The following is a 17,665-nucleotide window of genomic DNA, read 5'->3' as shown; positions in this document are numbered from 1 at the left end:
GGCTTACTCCCCCTTGATGGCGCGGGTGATGGTGTTCACCCGGCCGCTGATGAAAGAGAGCGAGGTCGAATAACCCATCGCATTCTGCGAAAAGGCCACCTGCTCGGTGTTGAGATCCACCGTGTTGCCATCCATGCTGGGCATCACCGGCACGCGGAACTGCGTGTTCCTGGCGGTGGCGGCATCGATGTTGGCGCCGCCCATCTCGGATTTGAGCGCGGCGGTGAAATCGATGTCCTTCGCCTTGTAATTGGGCGTCGCGGCATTGGCGATGTTGGAGGTCAGCATGCCCATACGCTGCGAACGCAGTTCGAGCGCCATGCCATGAATGCCAAAAAGGCTGGTGTTGTTGGCGGCGTCACTCATCGGCGGTCTCGTTCAAGCTCCTGAAGGCCACACAGGGCCGGTCCCTCATGGAAAAGCAAAGGGCGTGCCAATTGTGGGAAAAGCGGTGGCGCATCGGAATTTTTCCGCGCCACGGGCGTTGCTGCCGGGTAAGGCGGCAAGTGTTTGCCGGTTGGCGGCAATGTTCGGCCAGATGCTGAAAACCCTTTGAAAATCCCCGTTCTCGTGGTTGCCGGGCTCGATCTTGCCCTCTAGAATCCCCATCGATTGCAATCAGGACTGCGCGCGGATCATGAATTTTTCCTCGATGATCGACCCCTCCACGCTGGCCATCGTGCTGGGCGGGACGGTGCTGGCCACCTTCCTGCGGGCGGGCTGGGCCGATTGGTGCGCGATGCTTTCCCAGCTGGGCGGCGCGCTGGGGCAGACCTTCGGCCTCTCGCGTCCCTTCGATGCCGAGGCCATGCGCGGCCGCGTCGCCCGCGCGCTTCAGGACATGCAGCGCGACGGCCTGCTGCGCGCCGAGCCGCGCCGCATCGGTGACCCCGAATTCGACAGCGCCATCGCCACCATGATCACCCAGCGCTCCACCTCGGGCTTGAAAGGCCTGCTGGAGCAGGCGCGCCAGAAGCGCCTCGCCCCGGCCATCGCGGCGGTGAACACGTTGGGCCTCTCCGCCGAGCTGGCGCCGGTCTTCGGGCTGGGCGGCACGCTGATCTCGCTCTCGCGCCTGCCCGCCAATGGCGTGGACCGTAGCGCCTATATGGGCGCCATCGGCATGGCGGTGCATGCCACGCTCTATGGCCTGATCCTCGCGCATCTCGTGCTGGCCCCGCTGGCCCGCCTTGTCGAGCGCCGCATGATCCATGAAGACAAGGCCCGCCAGGCGCTGGCCCACTGGCTGGAAGCCGAGATCGCCGAAGCCACCCCCGGCGGCCATGGCGCCCCCGCGCCAACCCGCGAGAGCCCATCGCGCGGATCTCGCGCCGATGGCCCGGCGCCGCGTCTGGTCCAGCCGGGCGGCAAGCCGTGAGCATTCGCGGCGGCATAGGCTGGCAGACCCTGCTGGCCGACCTCTCGTTGATCCTCTTCATGGTGACCGCCGCCGCCATGGCCGAGCCCTCCGTGCCCGCAGGCAAGGCGCAGGCCGCACCGCCGCCGCCTCCGCCGCCCCCTCCGTCTCCCAAGCCCGGGCCCGATCTGGTCGATCCCACCCGCGCCCAGCCGCTGGCGATCTGGCGTGAGGCTCCCGGCGGGCCCGGCATCGATGCATGGCTCGCCAGCCAGCAGCCCGATAGCCGCCAGCGCCTGACGATTACCTTGCGCTATCCGCCCGAAGGCCAGTCCCATGCGATCGTCAACATTGCCCGGTTGACGCAGGAGGCAGGGGCGATGGGGCAGAAGGCGCGGATCATCATGGAGCCTGAAGCTGCCGGGGCGCCGTCCGAGGTGCTGGCTTCGCTCGCCTATGATCTGGGTGGGCAGCAGTAAGGTTTTCAGAAAGATGGAAGAAAAGAGGCGAGGGGGTTACCCCCTCGCGCTCCCATAACGTCTTCCGGCGATGGGGCGGGGGCTCCCGATCCTTGTGCCCCGCCTGCCCACCTGCACCACCTCAAATCCCAAGCGTTGCGCCGTCGTTATTGCCTGCGACGCGGCGATGTTGCTCCCGGGCCGAACCCGAAGCGCAACGAAGACATTAACGGGAGCGCGAGGGCGCCCCAAGCTTGTCGCGTGTGACAAGCGCACGCTTATGGCCCTCGCATGTCCTCTTCAAACGTTCTTCCGTTCAAACATGGCACGAAGATTGCTTAACCCTGACCATAATCCTGTCCCATATCATGTCAGGGCCTTTTACGATGCGACTGTCCAAACTCCTTATGGCTGCGCTGCCTTTGCTGGCCGCAACGCCTGCCATGGCGCAAGGCGCCTACACCGACCCTGCCGCGATTGACCGCGAAGTGTCTGCTTTCACCGGCGTGCCCATTGGCGGCACCGGCGGCGCGACCTTGCCGGTCGACCGGCGGCTGCGGCTTGCCGCTTGCCGGTCGCCGCTGGGGCTCTCGTGGCGCACCTCGCGCCATGACTCGCTGGTGGTGGAATGCCCCGATCCGGGCAGCTGGCACCTGTTCGTGCCGGTGCGCGCGGCGGCGGCTGCCGCTGCGGTCCCGTCCACCCCCGCCATCATGCGTGGCGAGGCGGTGACCATTGCCGTTGCCGGCGATGGCTTCGCCGTCACCCAGCCGGGTGAGGCGCTGGATGCCGGAGCGGTTGGCGAGTGGATCCGCGTGCGTTCCTTGCGGGTGGGGAACCGCCAGCCGGGCCAGCAGGCCGCCGAGGCGATCCGCGCGCGGATCGTGCGCCCCGGCGAGGTCGAAGTGCCGATCGAAGAGTGATTTCGGGCCCCGGCAGGCGGGCCTGGCAAGGGGCGGCAGCTTCTTGCCGCAGGAATTTGCCGTTGGTTGCCGGGACTTGTCAAAAACTGCCGCTCGAATTTGTTGTTTGCCTTAAAAGCCGTGGTGCGGCACCGTTCTTGACAGTGGAAACGCAAGGAGCGGAACCATGTCGAGCATCGCATCCGGCCCCGGCCTCGGTTCGGGCTACAATGTTGATTTAAGCGTGCAGCAGGTCGGTGCGACCGAGTCCAGGCTGTCGCTGAATACGGACGCCGGCGCGGCGGCTTCGGCCAATGCCGCGAGCGTCAATGTCGCTGCCAGCACGCAAGTGTCGGCCAGCACCGCCGCCTCGAGCGCCAGCGCCACCAGCGCTGCTGCCGTGGTGACCTCCACACAGGCGAGCGCCGGGGCGGCGCCCGTCGATACCGATCGCGTCGCCACCATCAAGAAGGCGATCGAGACCGGTAACTACCCCCTCGTCCCGACTAAGATCGGCGATGCCATGATCGCCGCGGGCATGTTGCTGAGGATCAACACATGAAGCATCAGTTTGCCGGTTCCAGCGCTCTTCTGGCGAATGCCCCTGTCTCGCGCGGCGACACTCTGCGTCGCATGATCGAGCTGCTGCGGCATGAGCGGGAAGCGCTGACCGGCATGGACATGGATTCGATCATGGGCTGCGCTCATGACAAATATGTCCTGTGCGAAGAACTTGAAGCTGCGGATGATGGCCATATCGACGAGGAAACGCGGGGGCTGATCGATGCCGCGCGCCGCCTCAACGAGGTGAACCGCCAGCTGCGCAACCTGATCGCCGCCAATGTCGCGGCTCGGTTGAGTGCGCTGTCGGGTGGCGCCGCTCTTTACAAGGCACAGACGGGGCAGGCCTTGCGGCCCCAGGGCGTGCCTGCCTACACTTACACCGGCGCGCGCGCCTGATTTTCGGCCAGACGGCGGGGCGACGCATCGGCGGCCCCGCTTTTTTCCGCCCTTGAGCCAAGGTTCGGGCGGCAAAATTCAGAAACTGGCACGCAGCTTGCTTAAAATGTTTTCGGAACCCTTTGTTTCGGGAGCAGGGCTTGAGCCAGCCAGATCTGACAGGCGCCCAATGGGCCGCCGCCATCGCCACGGACCCGTCCTCGCAGCGTGATGCCTCGCGCGCGGCCATTGCCCGCGCGGCAGGGGCCAGCGGCGTGGACTTCAACTATCTCCTCGCTCAGGCGAAGCTGGAATCGAGCCTCGATCCCCGCGCCCAGGCGGCGACCTCCAGCGCGCGCGGACTGTATCAGTTCACCAACGCGACCTGGTTGAATACGCTGCAGAAACATGGCGCCATGCTTGGTCTGTCGGGTGCTGCGGTGTCCGATCCCATGGCGCGCGCGCAGATGATGGCGATGCGCGACGATCCCAATGCCTCGGCGATGATGGCGGCGGGTCTGGCCGGTGACAATCAGGTGGCGCTGACCAATGCGCTGGGCCGCACGCCGGACGCCAGTGAATTGTATCTGGCGCATTTTCTGGGTGCCGATGGCGCCAGGAAATTCCTCTCCGCCATGGCTGTCGATCCCACGCAAACCGCGGCGGCGATCAATCCCAAGGCGGCGGCCAGCAATCAGGCGATCTTTTTCGCGCCGGGCGGCATGCCCCGCAGCCTGGGCCAGGTGATGGACCTGCTGCGCGGCAAGATGACCCGCGCCATGAACAGCGAGGACGGCAATTTCGATCCGCTGACCACGGCCAATTATAGCCCCGCCTATGGGGCCTATGGCGGCGGCGTGAGCTGGGCGGAAGCCACGGTTCCTGCCCCTTTGCCCGATCCGGCAACGATGGGTGGCCCGCTGGCCCGGCAGTTTGCTGCCGCTCGTGACGGCGATTTTGCCGCTTCCTCTGCCGGTAGCTCTGGCGCGGGGGATGGCGGCAACACGCGGCTGTCGATGGCCGATACGCTGCAGAATGTCTTTGGTGGCGGGGCTGATGGCAGCGCCGCGCCTGCCGCCGTGCGCGCCGCTTATGGCCGCCTGAAATCCATGGGCCTGTGAGGATCCAGTCATGAACCGCCTCTTCACCGCCTTCAGCCCGCAGAGCTTCGCGCTGCCCGCCGGCATCCTCACCATCATCGTGCTGATGGTGGTGCCGATCCCGGCCTTCATGCTCGACGTGTTCTTCGTCTTCAACATCGCCCTTTCGGTGGCGGTGCTGATGGCTTCGATGAACGCGGCCAAGCCGCTGGACTTTTCCTCTTTCCCCTCGGTGCTGCTGTTCGCCACCTTGCTCCGCCTTGCGCTCAACGTCGCTTCCACCCGCGTGGTGCTGGTGCATGGGCATGAGGGCGGCGCGGCGGCAGGGCACGTTATCGAGGCCTTTGGCGAATTCCTGATCGGCGGCAATTTCGCGGTCGGCATCTTCGTCTTCCTGATCCTGATGATCATCAATCTGGTCGTCATCACCAAGGGCGCGGGCCGCGTGTCGGAAGTCTCCGCGCGTTTCACCCTCGACGCTCTGCCCGGCAAGCAGATGGCCATCGACGCCGATATGGCCGCCGGCCTGATGAACGCCGAGGAAGCCAAGGCCCGCCGCCGCGAAATCTCCACCGAGGCCGATTTCTATGGTTCGATGGATGGTGCGTCCAAATTCGTGAAGGGCGACGCCGTTGCCGCCCTGCTGATCCTTGCCGTGAACGTTATTGCCGGTTTCTGCCTTGGCATGATCTCGCACGGGCTCACCGCTTCGGAAGCCGCCAGCCGCTACATCTCGCTGTCGGTGGGTGACGCGCTGGTGGCGCAGGTGCCTGCGCTGCTGCTCTCCATCGCCGCCGCCGTGATCGTCACCCGCGTGAACGATACGCGCAATCTGGCAGGGCAGATCGGGGGCCAGTTCGCCAGCCCCGAGATCTGGCTGCCTGTGGCCCTCATTCTGGGCGCCATCGGCTTCATCCCGGCCATGCCGCAGCGCGTGTTCCTGCCCGCGGCCGCCATCGCCTTCTTCATCTGGCGCAAGCTCAACAAGCGCGACAAGCTGGCCAAGGCCATCGCCGCCATGCCCGCCGTGGTGCCGCCTGCCGATCCCGGCAAGATCACGCTGGGCGAGGTTTCCGACCATACGCTGGTCACGGTCGAGCTGGGTTACGGCCTGGTGCAGCTGGTCGACGAGAAGCGCGGTGCGCCGCTCGTCAGCCGCATCACCGGCGTGCGCAAGCAGCTGTCGCAGACCTTCGGCTTCATCGTCCCCCAGTTCCGCGTGCGCGACAGCCTCGATATGGGCCCCAGCGACTATCGCATCATTCTGGGCGGCGTGGTGCTGGGCGGATCGACGGTGATGGTCGACAAGGTGCTGGCCATCGATGCGGGCGAGGCCAATCCGCAGGCCCATCTGCGCGGCATCGAGACGCGCGATCCCTCCTTCGGCTGCCCCGGCTACTGGATCGACCCGCCGCTGCGCGACATGGCGATTGCCGAAGGCTATCTGACCGTCGACGCCAGCACGGTGATCGCCACCCATCTCAACCAGATGATGGCCGAGCGCGCCCATGCCCTGCTGGGTCCGGATGAGGTCAAGACCCTGCTCGAGGCGCTCAAGCTGCGCGCCGGGGCTCTGGTGGAAACCGTCTATCCCACGCCGCTCAGCCTGGCGGCGATGACCCGCCTGCTGCGCAACCTGCTGGAAGACGGCATTTCCATCGCCCATCCGCTGCCCATCCTGCAGTCCATCGCCCAGGCGGTGCAGATCACGCAGGAGCACGACCGCATCGTCGATATGGTCCGCGCCGATCTGGGCGGCCTGATCGTCAGCAGCATCTGCCCGCCCAACGAGCGCCTGCCGGTGGTGACGCTGGATTCCTCGCTGGAGGCGATGATCTCGCAGGGGCTGATCGATCCGGTCACCAACCAGCCGCTGATCGAGCCCGATCTGGCCCGCACCATTGGCGAACGTGTCGCCGGTGTGGTCGCCCAGCGCGGCCCCTCGGCCTCCTCGGTGGCGATGATCGTCCAGCCGCGCCTGCGCCGGGCTCTGGCCGCGCTGCTCAGGCTGCGCGCGCCCGGCTGCGTGGTGATGTCGATCACCGAACTGCCCGAAACCCAGCCGGTGGAGGTGATCTGCGTGGTGGGCGAACAGCCCCAGCAGCAGGCACAACTGACCCATCAGCCGGGCGCCGCTTATCCATCCAGCCCTGTCGAGAGTATGGCTGCATGATCCACGACCACAAACCTTTCCTCTCCGCCGCCAATCCCATCCAGCTGAAAGGGCCTGGCGGGCGTCGCATCGCCGCGGCCTATGGCAACGATCCGGGCGACCGCGTGCGCCGCTTCATGCCGATGGTCCGCCGCCTTGCCTGGCATCTGCAGGGCGGGCGCGACGGGATCGAGGTGGAAGACCTGATGCAGGCGGGCCTCGTCGCCCTCACCGAATGCGCCCAGAAGCACAATGGCCCGGGCGAGGACGGCTTTGCCGCTTACGCCAAGATGCGGGTGAGGGGGGCGATGGTCGATCTGATCCGCCGCCATGTGCCTTTGTCGCGCGGGGCGGTAGAGCGGCGGCGTCTGGTGCGCGAGAAGCACACGCTGCTCACCAACCGTCTGGGGCGCGAGCCCAAGGACAGCGAACTTGCAGAAGAAATGGGGATGAGTTTGGCCGATCTGGAAGGGCTGCGCATGTCGTCCGAGCCGCTGCGTTTCGAGGCGCTGGACGAGACCTATTCCGACAGCTCCATGGCCTTTGCCGACGATCAGCCAGACAGCTTCACCCTGTTGCAGGATGAGGAATTGCGGCAGAGCGTTGCCGGCGCCATCGGAGAATTGCCGGAGCGCCTGCAAATGGTGATCCAGCTCTATTTCGTCGAGGAGCTGAACCTTGCCGAAATCGCCGAGGTGCTGGGTGTCTCCATCCCGCGCGTGCATCAGCTGAAGGCGCAGGCCATCGACAAGCTGCGCAGCGCGCTGAGTGGCCTTGCCGATGTGATGTAGTTGTTCCGGCCTGTTGCGATGAGAGGCGCGACCCCCAAGGGCGACCTAAGTACCACGGCGCGTCCCATTGTCGCCACGGGCTGGAACTGCTATGTCACAATGCCATGTCTTCATGTGATACTTGCGTCGTGCGGAACAGGGCGATCTGTTCGGCTCTGGACGAATCCGAGATCGGCGCGCTCAACAGCATCGGGCGGCGGCGCAATCTTGCCGCCGGCGAAAGCCTGATCTGGGAGGGCGAGGATTCGGTGCTCGTCGCCAATGTGATCGAGGGGGTGCTCAAGCTCTCCACCGGCACGGACGACGGGCGCGAGCAGATCGTGGGCGTGGTCTATCCCAGCGATTTTATCGGGCGGCCCTTCGGCGGCACCACCAACCATGGCGTGACGGCGCTGACCGATGCGCGGGTCTGCGTGTTCAGCCGCGTAGACTTCGACGGCTTCGCCCGCAAGCATCCCGATCTGGAGCACAAGCTGCTGCAGCGCACGCTGAGCGAGCTGGACCGCACGCGCCGCTGGATGCTGCTGCTGGGCCGCAAATCGGCCAGCGAGAAGGTGGCCAGTTTTCTGATCGAGCTTTCGGACCGTCTGGCGCCCTTGACCTGCGAGGGCGAGGGGGACGGTATCGTCGCACGCTTCCATCTGCCCTTCTCGCGCCAGCAGATCGCCGATGTGCTGGGGCTGACCATCGAGACCGTCAGCCGGCAGTTCACGCGGTTGAAGACCGAGGGGCTGATCGATCTGCCCAGTCGGCGTGAGGTGGTGATCGCCAATCGCCATGCTTTGATCGCTGAGGCGGGGTAAGGAAGCCGAGAAGAAAGGAAGATGCGAGGGTGTTACACCCTCGCGCTCCCATCTCGTCTTCCGACGAGAGGGCAGTGGCTCCGAAATGGTGCGCCCACTCTCTCCACCTGCACCACATAAGGCGCCGCAGGCCTTCAATCTGATAGCGCTGCCCGAGGAATATTGCCTGCGGCGCCGCGACGTTGTTCTGTTGCCGAACCCGAAGCGCAAGTTAGACATTAAAGGGAGCGCGAGGGCGCCGTAGCTTGTCGCTCGCGACAAGCGCTCGCTAAGGGCCCTCGCATCTTCTGCCTTTCTTAAAATCGATAGCTGATACCGCCGCTCACCACCCAAGGATCGAGCCTGTTACGGGTGCTCAGTACTTCGGTGCCGCCAGCGTAGAAATGGGCATTGGTGCTGACGAAATACTTCTTGGCGTCGAAACTCAGGCCATAGCCATGGCCCAGCGCAATATCGACACCGCTCTGCAGCGCCACGCCGAACTCGCTCGACATCTTGGTGCGCGTTACGCCAAGACCCTGAACGAAGGCGCTGGGCTGATCGGATAGCATGATGAATAGCGCCGGGCCGACACCGGCGTAGGGCTTGATGCCATGGCCCAAGGGCAGGTGATATTTGGCGGTAAAGGTGGCCGGGATGATTTTTACGTCGTCGATCGCGCCCTGGCCGGCCGCGGCGCCCGCGCCGATGGTGACATGATGGCCGGTGACGCAGCAGATCGTTTCCACCGAGACGTTTTTCGTGAAGAAATACTCCAGCGCGATGGTGGGCACGGCATTGTCATTGGCCCTGGTGCCTGTCACCGCGCCGCTCGCCACGAGGCCTGCCGCATCGCTGTTGACCTTGGTGACATGGCCGCTGGCCAGCACGGCGGTGCCCAGCACCTTGACCTGAAAGTGCCCCTGATCGGCATCGTCGGCCTGGGCGCTTCCGGCCATGGCAGCCAGCGCGACGGCGGCCAGAAGGGCGGCGGGTTTGGTCAGTTGGCGCATATCTTCGTCCTCACCGCCGCGCTGCTCCGCCCTGTGCGGAGCTGTGTTTGGTGATGGTGCGCGGCGTCAGGGGCCGCTCTGCACTCATGCCGCTCCCCCATCATTGACGGGGCGCAACCACGCATTTGACCTGAAGCAAATTTGCCGATTGTGCTGTCTTGCTCTGTTTGACGCCGATCAATGTCGTTTCACCGCGCCGCGCCCATAGGCCAGCCTTCGTTCCGTCGTGAGAGGGAAGGCTCATGGGCATACTCGTTTCGCGCGCCGGTCTTTGGCTGGTGCTTTTTCTCTTCTGTTTCATCGCGATGGTCGCGGCGCAGGACAGCGCTTTCGCCATCCACATGGGCATTTGCGCGCTCGCCGCGCTGATCGCCATGTGGCACGGTGTGATGCGCCCCGACTATGCGCGCGTGGCCCGCGGCCAGAGCGCCCTGCCGCCCGCCGACACCAGCCTTTACGACGATGACGTCATTCGCTGGGCCACCATCGCCACGGTGTTCTGGGGCATGGCCGGGTTCCTTGTCGGCCTGATCATCGCGCTGCAGCTGGCGTTTCCCGATCTCAACCTTGAGCCATGGTTCAACTTCGGGCGGATGCGCCCGCTGCACACCTCGGCGGTGATCTTCGCTTTTGGAGGCAATGCGCTGATCGGCACCAGCTTCTATGTCGTGCAGCGCACCTGCCGGGCCAGGCTCGCCTTCCCGGGTCTGGCCCGTTTCGTGTTCTGGGGTTATCAGCTGTTTATCGTGCTGGCCGCCACCGGCTATCTGCTGGGCGTCACTCAGGGCAAGGAATATGCCGAGCCCGAATGGTATGTCGATCTGTGGCTCACGGTGGTGTGGGTCGCCTATCTGCTGGTCTTCGCCTTCACCATCGTGAGGCGCACCGAGCCGCATATCTATGTGGCCAACTGGTTCTACCTCTCCTTCATCATCACCGTGGCGATGCTGCATCTCATCAACAATCTGGCCATTCCGGTCAGCTTTCTGGGCGCGCGCTCGATCAGCTATTTCGCGGGCGTGCAGGGGGCGATGGTGCAGTGGTGGTATGGCCACAATGCCGTGGGCTTCTTCCTGACTGCCGGCTTCCTGGGCATGATGTATTACTTCGTGCCCAAGCAGGCGCAGCGGCCGGTTTATTCCTATCGCCTCTCGATCATCCACTTCTGGGCGCTGATCTTCCTCTACATCTGGGCCGGGCCACACCACCTGCACTACACGGCGCTGCCCGACTGGGCGCAGACGCTGGGCATGGTGTTCTCGATCATGCTGTGGATGCCCAGCTGGGGCGGCATGATCAACGGTCTGATGACGCTCAACGGCGCCTGGGACCGTCTGCGCACCGACCCCATCCTGCGCATGTTCGTGATGAGCCTGGCCTTCTACGGCATGAGCACCTTTGAGGGGCCGATGATGTCGGTGAAGACCGTCAATTCGCTCAGCCACTACACCAACTGGACCATCGGCCATGTGCATTCCGGTGCGCTGGGCTGGAACGGCATGGTCACCTTCGGCGCGCTCTATTACATGGTGCCGCGCCTGTGGAACCGGCCCGCGATGTATTCGCTGCGCATGGTCAACTGGCACTTCTGGTGCGCTACGCTGGGCATCGTGTTCTACGCCGCCAGCATGTGGGTGGCGGGCATCACGCAGGGGCTGATGTGGCGTGAGTATGGCGCCGATGGCTATCTGGTGAACAGCTTTGCCGATGCCGTGGCCGCCATCCATCCGATGTATGTGCTGCGCGCCTTCGGGGGCCTGCTGTACCTCACGGGCGCCTGTTTCATGACCTACAACATCTGGCGCACCATCGCAGTGGGCGACCAGCGCGATGAAAAGCCGCTGCACAACATCGACCAGAACCGCGACAAGGACCGGCCCCTGATCGGCCAACCCGTCGCCGTGCCTGCTGAATAAGGGGGCTCATCCAATGTCTGCTGATACCAAACAACCCCCCAAAGTTCCTTTTGCCTGGCACGGCACGCTGGAGCGCAATGTCACCATTCTGGCCGTCTGCGCCTTTATCGCGGTGATCATCGGCGGTCTGGTCGAGATCGTGCCGCTGTTCTACATCGACAACACCATCGAAAAGGTGAAGGGCGTGCGCCCCTACACCCCGCTCGAACAGGCCGGGCGCGACATCTACATCCGCGAGGGCTGCTATCTCTGCCACAGCCAGATGATCCGCCCCTTCCGCGACGAGACCGAGCGCTATGGCCATTACAGCCTCGCCGCGGAATCGATGTATGATCACCCCTTCCAATGGGGCAGCGAGCGTACTGGCCCCGATCTGGCCCGCGTGGGCGGCAAATATTCCGATGCATGGCATGTGCAGCATCTGACTGCGCCGCGCAGCGTGGTGCCGGAATCGATCATGCCCAATTACGCCTTCCTCTCGAACACCGCGCTGAAGGCGGGCGAGGGCGGCTCGATGCAGGGCGAGTTGAAGGCGCTGAAGCTGGCGGGCGTGCCCTACACCGATGAGGATATCGCCAAGGCCGATGCCGATCTGAAGGCGCAGGCCACCGGCAACGGCACGGATCTGGCCAAGCGCTACGCCAAGGCGCAGGCCCGCGATTTCGACGGCAAGCCCGACACGATCACCGAGATGGATGCGCTGGTCGCCTATCTTCAGGTGCTGGGCACGATGGTCGATGTCGAGAGCGCGGCGGCCCAGGAACATCTTGCGCAGGAGAAGGGCCGATGAGTGGTGCCGAACTCTACGCCCTGCTGCGCAACTTCGCCGATGGCTGGGGGCTGGCGCTGATGATGGGCGTGTTCCTCCTGCTCTGCGCGTGGCCCTTCCTGCCGGGCGGCCGGAAGAACAGCGAGGCCGCCGCCACCATGATCTTCAAGGATGACGACGATGCCTGAAGAAACCCACAACTCGAAACGCATCGACGAAGCCACCAACACCGAAACCATGGGCCATGAGTGGGACGGGATCGAGGAACTCAACACGCCCCTGCCGCGCTGGTGGCTCTACACCTTCTACGCCTGCATCGCCTTTGCGGTGGGCTATGCGGTGGTCTACCCCTCGGTGCCGCTGCTGCATGAGGGCACCCATGGCACCTTCGGCTGGACCAGCCGGGGCGAATACGCCGCCGAGCAAAAGGCCGAAGCCGCCCAGCGCGCGCCCATGCTGGCGGCTCTGGCCAAAACCCCCATCGAGGATCTGCCTTCCAAGCCGGAGCTGATGCGTCAGGCGGTGGCCGGTGGCCGCGCGGCCTTCAAGGTGAACTGCGTGCAATGCCATGGCGCGGGGGCGGCGGGCTCGGTGGGCTATCCCAACCTCAACGATGACGACTGGCTGTGGGGCGGCACGCTGACCGACATCCAGCAGACGCTCACCCATGGCATCCGCTATCCGGGAGACGACCAGACCCGCACCAGCCTGATGCCCAGCTTCGGCCATGACAAGATCCTGACCCCCGCTCAGGTGCAGGATGCGGCCAGCTTCGTGCGCAGCCTTTCGGGCCTCGAACCCAAGGGGGCAGCAGCCGGGCGCGGTGCGGAGATCTTCGCCACCAACTGCGTCGCCTGCCACGGGCCGGAGGGCAAGGGAGGCCGCCAGTTCGGCGCGCCCAACCTCACCGACCGCATCTGGCTCTATGGCGGCAGCCATGAGCAGGTCGTGGGCTCGATCACCAATGCCCATGCCGGGGTGATGCCCGCATGGGGCCAGCGGCTCGATCCGGTGACGATCAAGATGCTGGCGGCCTATGTCCACTCGCTGGGCGGCGGCGAAGCCTTTGCCGCGCCCACCCCGGTGGCAAAGTAAACGCCATGGTCAGCCTGAACCCCCAAGGCCAGCCGAAGCGCCGCCCGCTACCTTCTGCCCTGAAGCCCAAACCGCAAAACGGCCTTTATGAAAAGAAGCAGCCCATCTTCCCCCGCAAGATCGACGGACGTTTCCGCCGGTTGAAGTGGGGGATCATGGCGGCCTGTCTGGCGATCTATTACCTCACCCCATGGCTGCGCTGGAACCGGGGGCCTTATTCGCCCGATCAGGCGGTGCTGATCGATCTGGCGCACCGCCGCTTCTACATGTTCGCCATCGAGATCTGGCCTCAGGAATTCTACTTTGTGGCCGGGCTGCTCATCATGGCGGGCATCGGCCTGTTCCTCGTGACCAGCGCCGTGGGCCGCGCATGGTGCGGCTACGCCTGCCCGCAGACGGTCTGGACCGACCTGTTCCAGCAGATCGACCGCTGGTTCGACGGCGACCGCAACGCCCAGATCCGCCTCGCCAAGGCCCCATGGACGGCCAGCAAGCTCGCCCGCCGTCTCGCCAAATGGAGCCTCTATCTGCTGGTCAGCGCGGCGACAGGCGGCGCATGGATCTTCTATTTCGCCGATGCCCCCACGCTGTTCCACCAAGTGTTCACCGGCGCAGCGCCCGCCATCGCCTATTCCACCATTGCCGTGCTGGCGGGCACAACGCTGTGGCTGGGCGGCTTTATGCGTGAGCAGGTCTGCGTCTATATGTGCCCCTGGCCGCGCATCCAGTCGGCGATGCTCGACGAGAAATCGCTGATCGTCACCTACAAGGACTGGCGCGGCGAGCCCCGAGGCAAATTGGGCGGCAAGGCCAGCGGCGGCGATTGCGTCGATTGCAACCTGTGCGCCGCCGTCTGCCCCACCGGCATCGACATCCGCGATGGCGCGCAGATCGGCTGCATCACCTGCGCCCTGTGCATCGACGCGTGCGACGGCGTTATGGCCAAGACAGGCCGTCCGCGCGGTCTGATCGACTACGCCACGCTGGAAGACAGCGAGAAGGAACGCGCCGGAGCCCCGCCCACACGCCATGCGAAACTGATCTGGCACGCCCGCACGCTGATCTACCTCGGCCTGTGGAGCGCCATCGGCTGCGTGCTGCTGTTCGCTCTGGGCACGCGCGAGCATCTGGCGATCTCGGTGGCGAAAGACCGCAACCCGCCCTTTATGCTGATGAGCGACGGTGCCATCCGCAACGCCTATCTGGTGAAATGGCGCAATATGGAAGACCGCCCGCGCCCCATGCGCCTGACGCTGGACGGCATCCCGGGCGCCACCATGTGGAGCGAGGAGATGGGCAAGGCGCAGGCCGCGCGTCAGCTGACCCGCACCATCCCCGCCGACCAGACAGAACCCTTGCGAATCTATGTCATAGCTCCCGCAGGCACGGCGCAACAGCCTCTGGTCTTCACCCTGACAGTCACCGACGCACAGGGCGGCACCGTCCATTACGACACAAGATTCGACGCCCCTGAAGGAGGCCAATGATGAGCACGCTCGCAAAACAGCCCTTCCGCTTCACCGGCTGGCATATGAGTGCCATTCTGGTTGCCTTCTTTGCTGTGGTGATCGCTGTGAATGTCGGCATGGCGAGGCTGGCGGGCAGCACCTTCAGCGGTGTGGTGGTCGAGAATTCCTATGACGCCAGCCAGCAATTCGACCGCTGGTTGGACGAAGCCGCCAAGGAACAGGCGCTGGGCTGGCATGCGCAGGTGGCGCGCCAGGCCGATGGCCATGTGGTCGTCACGCTGCAGGGCAAGGGCCTCGCCCAAGCCGTGCTGACCGGCGAGGGCTGGCACCCGCTGGGCCAGTTGGCAGACCGCAACCTCACCTTCCACCGTATCGCGGGCGGCGATTTTCTCTCCGATCAGGCCTTGCCCGATGGTCGCTGGCGTCTGCGCCTGAAGGTGCAGGCCGGCGGCCACCTCTGGCGCGCGAATGAGCGCCTGTGATGGGCGCCGCACTGCAACCCGTCGCTCCGCGCCCCCAGACCACCACGCTGGTGGTGCCCGGCATGCATTGCGCCAGCTGCATGGGCAAGGTGGAGCGCGGCCTGACCGCTCTGGCGGGGGTGGAGAGCGCCCGCGTCAACCTGTCGGCAAGGCAGGTCAGCGTGCGCCATGGTCCGGCCCTGCAAGAGCCCGATCTCGTCGCCGCGCTGGAGCGGATCGGTTTCGCCAGCCAGCCGCGCGGCGCTGATCTGGCGCCCCCGGCCAGTGCGGTAAAGCCACTGCTGGCGCCTTTGGCGGTGGCGGGTTTCGCCTGCATGAATGTGATGTTGCTCTCGGTCAGCATCTGGTCGGGGGCAGGCGGCGCGACGCGCGATCTGTTCCACTGGCTTTCGGCCGGGATCGGCATTCCGGCGATCCTCTATGCGGGGCGGGTGTTCTTTGCCTCGGCATGGGGGGCGCTGAAACATGGCCGCACCAATATGGATGTGCCGATCTCCATCGGCGTGCTGCTGGCCACCGGCCTCAGCGTCTACGAAACCCTCACCCATGGCGCGGAGGCATGGTTCGACGGCACGCTGATGCTGCTGCTTTTCCTGCTGGCGGGCCGCGTGCTGGACGCCATGATGCGCGATCGTGCCCGCGCCGGGGTGGACGCCCTGCTGCGCCAGGCCGCCACCGGCGCCATGGTGGTGAGCAAGGATGGAGCCCTGCAATGGCTTAAAGCGCGCGACCTGCTGCCCGGCATGGTGATCCGCATCGGCGCGGGCGAACGCCTCGCTGCCGATGGCACGCTGCTGACGGGCGAAACAAGCCTCGACCGCAGCCTGCTGACTGGTGAAAGCGCGCCTGTAACGGCCCGCGCGGGCGATGCGCTGCATGCGGGCATGCTCAACCTCGACAGGCCGGTGGATGTGCGGGTCACCGCCGCCGGGGCCGACACCACGCTGGCCGAAATCGCCCGGCTGATGGAGGCCGCCGGCCAGCATCGCAGCGCCTATGTCCGCATCGCCGACAGGGCGAGCCGCCTCTATGCGCCCGCCGTCCACACGCTGGCGGCGGCCAGTTTCGTGGGCTGGATGCTGGCCGGGGCGGGGGTGTACCATGCTTTGGTGATCGCCATTTCGGTGCTGATCATCACCTGCCCTTGCGCGCTGGGGCTGGCGGTGCCGGTGGCGCAGGTGGTGGCCGCCTCGGCGCTGATGCGCGGAGGGGTGATGGTGAAAGACGGCGGCGCGCTGGAGCGCATCGCCCGCATCGACACCGCCCTGCTCGACAAGACCGGCACGCTGACTCTGGGCCGCCCCATGCCCGATGGCGCGGTGCTGGATGGCCTGCCGGAAGATGCCGCGCAGGTGGCTTTGGCGCTGGCCAGCCACTCGCGCCATCCGCTGAGCCGTGCGCTGGTGGAAGCACTGACGGTACGCGGCGTAAAGGCAGCGAAACTGGCCGATGTGGTCGACGTGCCCGGCGAGGGCGTGCGCGCGCTCTGGCAAGGTCAGCGCGTGGCGCTGCGCCGCCCTGACGGCGCAGCAGCTTCGCGCGGCATGGTCTGCGTTTTAGATATCGAGAACCGTCCTGCTTGGCTGATCCCCTTTGCTGACAGGCTTCGCCCCGATCACCAGCGCGCTATCGGCTGGCTGCGCGATCTGGGCATTTCCGCAGAAATCCTCTCGGGAGACCGGGGGCAATCGGTGGTCGATACCGCTTGCGCCACCGGCCTCTTCGCCCGCGCCGGGATGACGCCCGAGGGCAAGCAGCAGGCCATCGCCATGCTGCGCAACATGGGCCACCGCGTGCTGATGGTGGGCGACGGGCTCAACGATGGTCCGGCGCTGGCGGCGGCGGATGCCTCCATCGCGCCGGGCAGCGCCAGCGATGTCGGGCGGCAGGCGGCGGACTTCGTCTTTATGGGCGACTCGCTGCTGGCTCTGCCGCGCGCCGTGGCAGGCGCGCGCGCCACCATGCGCGTGGTGCGCCAGAACTTCGCGCTGGCCATTGGCTACAATGCGCTGGCGGTGCCCTTGGCGATCTTCGGCTTTGTCACCCCGTTGCTGGCGGCGGTTGCCATGTCCACCTCCTCGCTGATCGTCATTGGTAATTCGCTGCGGCTGGCGCTGCCAGCCCGCTGGAACCAGGAGGAAGCGGCATGACGGGCCTTGCCTTTCTGATTCCCGTGGCGCTGCTGATGGGGCTGGGCGGACTCTGGGCTTTTTTCTGGGCTTTGCGCTCCGGCCAGTTCGAGGATCTGGACGGCGCCGCCGCCCGCATCCTGATCGAGGATGAGGGCGAGGCATGACGCGCGCCAGACTCATCGCCCTCTTCGGTCTGATCGCTTTGTTTCCTGCTGCGGTGGGCGCTGCTCCGCATGCGGCAGACGGGCGCAATGTTGCGGTGCCGCTGTGCTCTGGCGATGGTATTGTGCGCAGCATTTCGGTGCCGA

Annotated in this window: 19 protein-coding genes; 17 read left to right on the top strand and 2 right to left on the bottom strand. The window is 65.6% G+C overall.

Translation table 11 applies throughout. The annotated features are described in order from the left end of the window. Window positions 1–3: 3 nt before the first annotated feature. Window positions 4–366, bottom strand: a complete 363-nt coding sequence (flgB, locus tag SR3_RS22105; RefSeq protein ID WP_068090762.1) for a flagellar basal body rod protein FlgB — start codon at window positions 364–366, stop codon at window positions 4–6. Between the two features lie 271 nt (window positions 367–637). On the opposite strand from flgB, the gene SR3_RS22095 reads away from it, so the two are divergent. The 9 genes from SR3_RS22095 to SR3_RS22055 all read left to right on the top strand — a co-directional run bounded on the left by SR3_RS22095 (window position 638) and on the right by SR3_RS22055 (window position 8,502). Next, entirely contained in the window at window positions 638–1,378 is a 741-nt protein-coding gene (locus tag SR3_RS22095; RefSeq protein WP_068090758.1) for a MotA/TolQ/ExbB proton channel family protein, read from the top strand. After that, entirely contained in the window at window positions 1,375–1,836 is a 462-nt protein-coding gene (locus tag SR3_RS22090; RefSeq protein ID WP_068090757.1) for a hypothetical protein, read from the top strand. The genes SR3_RS22095 and SR3_RS22090 overlap by 4 nt, the downstream gene beginning before the upstream one ends. Window positions 1,837–2,201: 365 nt before the next feature. Further along, window positions 2,202–2,738, top strand: a complete 537-nt coding sequence (locus tag SR3_RS22085) for a flagella basal body P-ring formation protein FlgA (protein ID WP_068090755.1) — start codon at window positions 2,202–2,204, stop codon at window positions 2,736–2,738. 166 nt (window positions 2,739–2,904) lie between these two features. After that, the gene (gene flgM / locus SR3_RS22080; protein ID WP_068090754.1) at window positions 2,905–3,279 is read left to right on the top strand and encodes a flagellar biosynthesis anti-sigma factor FlgM; all 375 of its coding nucleotides are present in this window, start codon (window positions 2,905–2,907) and stop codon (window positions 3,277–3,279) included. Then, a complete protein-coding gene (locus SR3_RS32115) occupies window positions 3,276–3,677 on the top strand; it encodes a flagellar protein FlgN (RefSeq protein WP_174549180.1) in 402 nt (133 codons plus the stop codon). Before flgM ends, SR3_RS32115 begins: the two co-directional genes overlap by 4 nt. A gap of 140 nt (window positions 3,678–3,817) precedes the next feature. Next, entirely contained in the window at window positions 3,818–4,777 is a 960-nt protein-coding gene (locus SR3_RS22070) for a lytic transglycosylase domain-containing protein (RefSeq protein WP_245654053.1), read from the top strand. A 10-nt stretch (window positions 4,778–4,787) separates the two neighbouring features. Then, on the top strand, window positions 4,788–6,929 hold the full coding sequence (locus tag SR3_RS22065; protein ID WP_068090752.1) for a flagellar biosynthesis protein FlhA: 2,142 nt from the start codon (window positions 4,788–4,790) through the stop codon (window positions 6,927–6,929). Next, window positions 6,926–7,699, top strand: coding sequence for a sigma-70 family RNA polymerase sigma factor (locus SR3_RS22060; RefSeq protein WP_084455821.1), 774 nt, complete (start codon window positions 6,926–6,928; stop codon window positions 7,697–7,699). Before SR3_RS22065 ends, SR3_RS22060 begins: the two co-directional genes overlap by 4 nt. A 104-nt stretch (window positions 7,700–7,803) precedes the next feature. Then, complete coding sequence (locus SR3_RS22055; protein WP_068090750.1) at window positions 7,804–8,502, top strand: Crp/Fnr family transcriptional regulator; 699 nt, start codon at window positions 7,804–7,806, stop codon at window positions 8,500–8,502. 296 nt (window positions 8,503–8,798) lie between these two features. On the opposite strand, the gene SR3_RS22050 is transcribed toward SR3_RS22055, so the two are convergent. Further along, a complete protein-coding gene (locus tag SR3_RS22050) occupies window positions 8,799–9,494 on the bottom strand; it encodes an OmpW/AlkL family protein (RefSeq protein ID WP_068090747.1) in 696 nt (231 codons plus the stop codon). A 242-nt stretch (window positions 9,495–9,736) separates the two neighbouring features. Between SR3_RS22050 and ccoN the strand changes: the two genes are divergently transcribed. Genes ccoN through ccoS form a run of 8 tightly spaced genes read left to right on the top strand, consistent with a single transcriptional unit; the run spans window position 9,737 to window position 17,521 of the window. Next, the gene (gene ccoN / locus SR3_RS22045; RefSeq protein ID WP_068090746.1) at window positions 9,737–11,410 is read left to right on the top strand and encodes a cytochrome-c oxidase, cbb3-type subunit I; all 1,674 of its coding nucleotides are present in this window, start codon (window positions 9,737–9,739) and stop codon (window positions 11,408–11,410) included. A gap of 13 nt (window positions 11,411–11,423) precedes the next feature. After that, window positions 11,424–12,200: a cytochrome-c oxidase, cbb3-type subunit II gene (ccoO, locus tag SR3_RS22040; RefSeq protein ID WP_068090744.1), complete on the top strand. Its 777-nt coding sequence runs from the start codon at window positions 11,424–11,426 to the stop codon at window positions 12,198–12,200. After that, window positions 12,197–12,367 (top strand): cbb3-type cytochrome oxidase subunit 3, encoded by a 171-nt coding sequence (locus SR3_RS22035; RefSeq protein WP_068090743.1) that lies wholly within the window; start codon window positions 12,197–12,199, stop codon window positions 12,365–12,367. Before ccoO ends, SR3_RS22035 begins: the two co-directional genes overlap by 4 nt. Then, window positions 12,360–13,274, top strand: a complete 915-nt coding sequence (gene ccoP / locus SR3_RS22030; protein ID WP_245654052.1) for a cytochrome-c oxidase, cbb3-type subunit III — start codon at window positions 12,360–12,362, stop codon at window positions 13,272–13,274. Before SR3_RS22035 ends, ccoP begins: the two co-directional genes overlap by 8 nt. A 5-nt stretch (window positions 13,275–13,279) precedes the next feature. After that, window positions 13,280–14,761, top strand: coding sequence for a cytochrome c oxidase accessory protein CcoG (ccoG, locus tag SR3_RS22025; RefSeq protein ID WP_084455820.1), 1,482 nt, complete (start codon window positions 13,280–13,282; stop codon window positions 14,759–14,761). Next, entirely contained in the window at window positions 14,761–15,225 is a 465-nt protein-coding gene (locus SR3_RS22020) for a FixH family protein (protein WP_084455819.1), read from the top strand. The genes ccoG and SR3_RS22020 overlap by 1 nt, the downstream gene beginning before the upstream one ends. Then, the gene (locus SR3_RS22015; protein WP_068090739.1) at window positions 15,225–17,375 is read left to right on the top strand and encodes a heavy metal translocating P-type ATPase; all 2,151 of its coding nucleotides are present in this window, start codon (window positions 15,225–15,227) and stop codon (window positions 17,373–17,375) included. Before SR3_RS22020 ends, SR3_RS22015 begins: the two co-directional genes overlap by 1 nt. Further along, complete coding sequence (gene ccoS, locus SR3_RS22010; RefSeq protein WP_068090737.1) at window positions 17,372–17,521, top strand: cbb3-type cytochrome oxidase assembly protein CcoS; 150 nt, start codon at window positions 17,372–17,374, stop codon at window positions 17,519–17,521. Before SR3_RS22015 ends, ccoS begins: the two co-directional genes overlap by 4 nt. Window positions 17,522–17,665 lie beyond the last annotated feature (144 nt).

The organism is Novosphingobium rosa NBRC 15208, from assembly GCF_001598555.1.
GTDB lineage: Bacteria > Pseudomonadota > Alphaproteobacteria > Sphingomonadales > Sphingomonadaceae > Novosphingobium > Novosphingobium rosa.
This window is presented reverse-complemented; position numbering and strand designations above follow the sequence as displayed.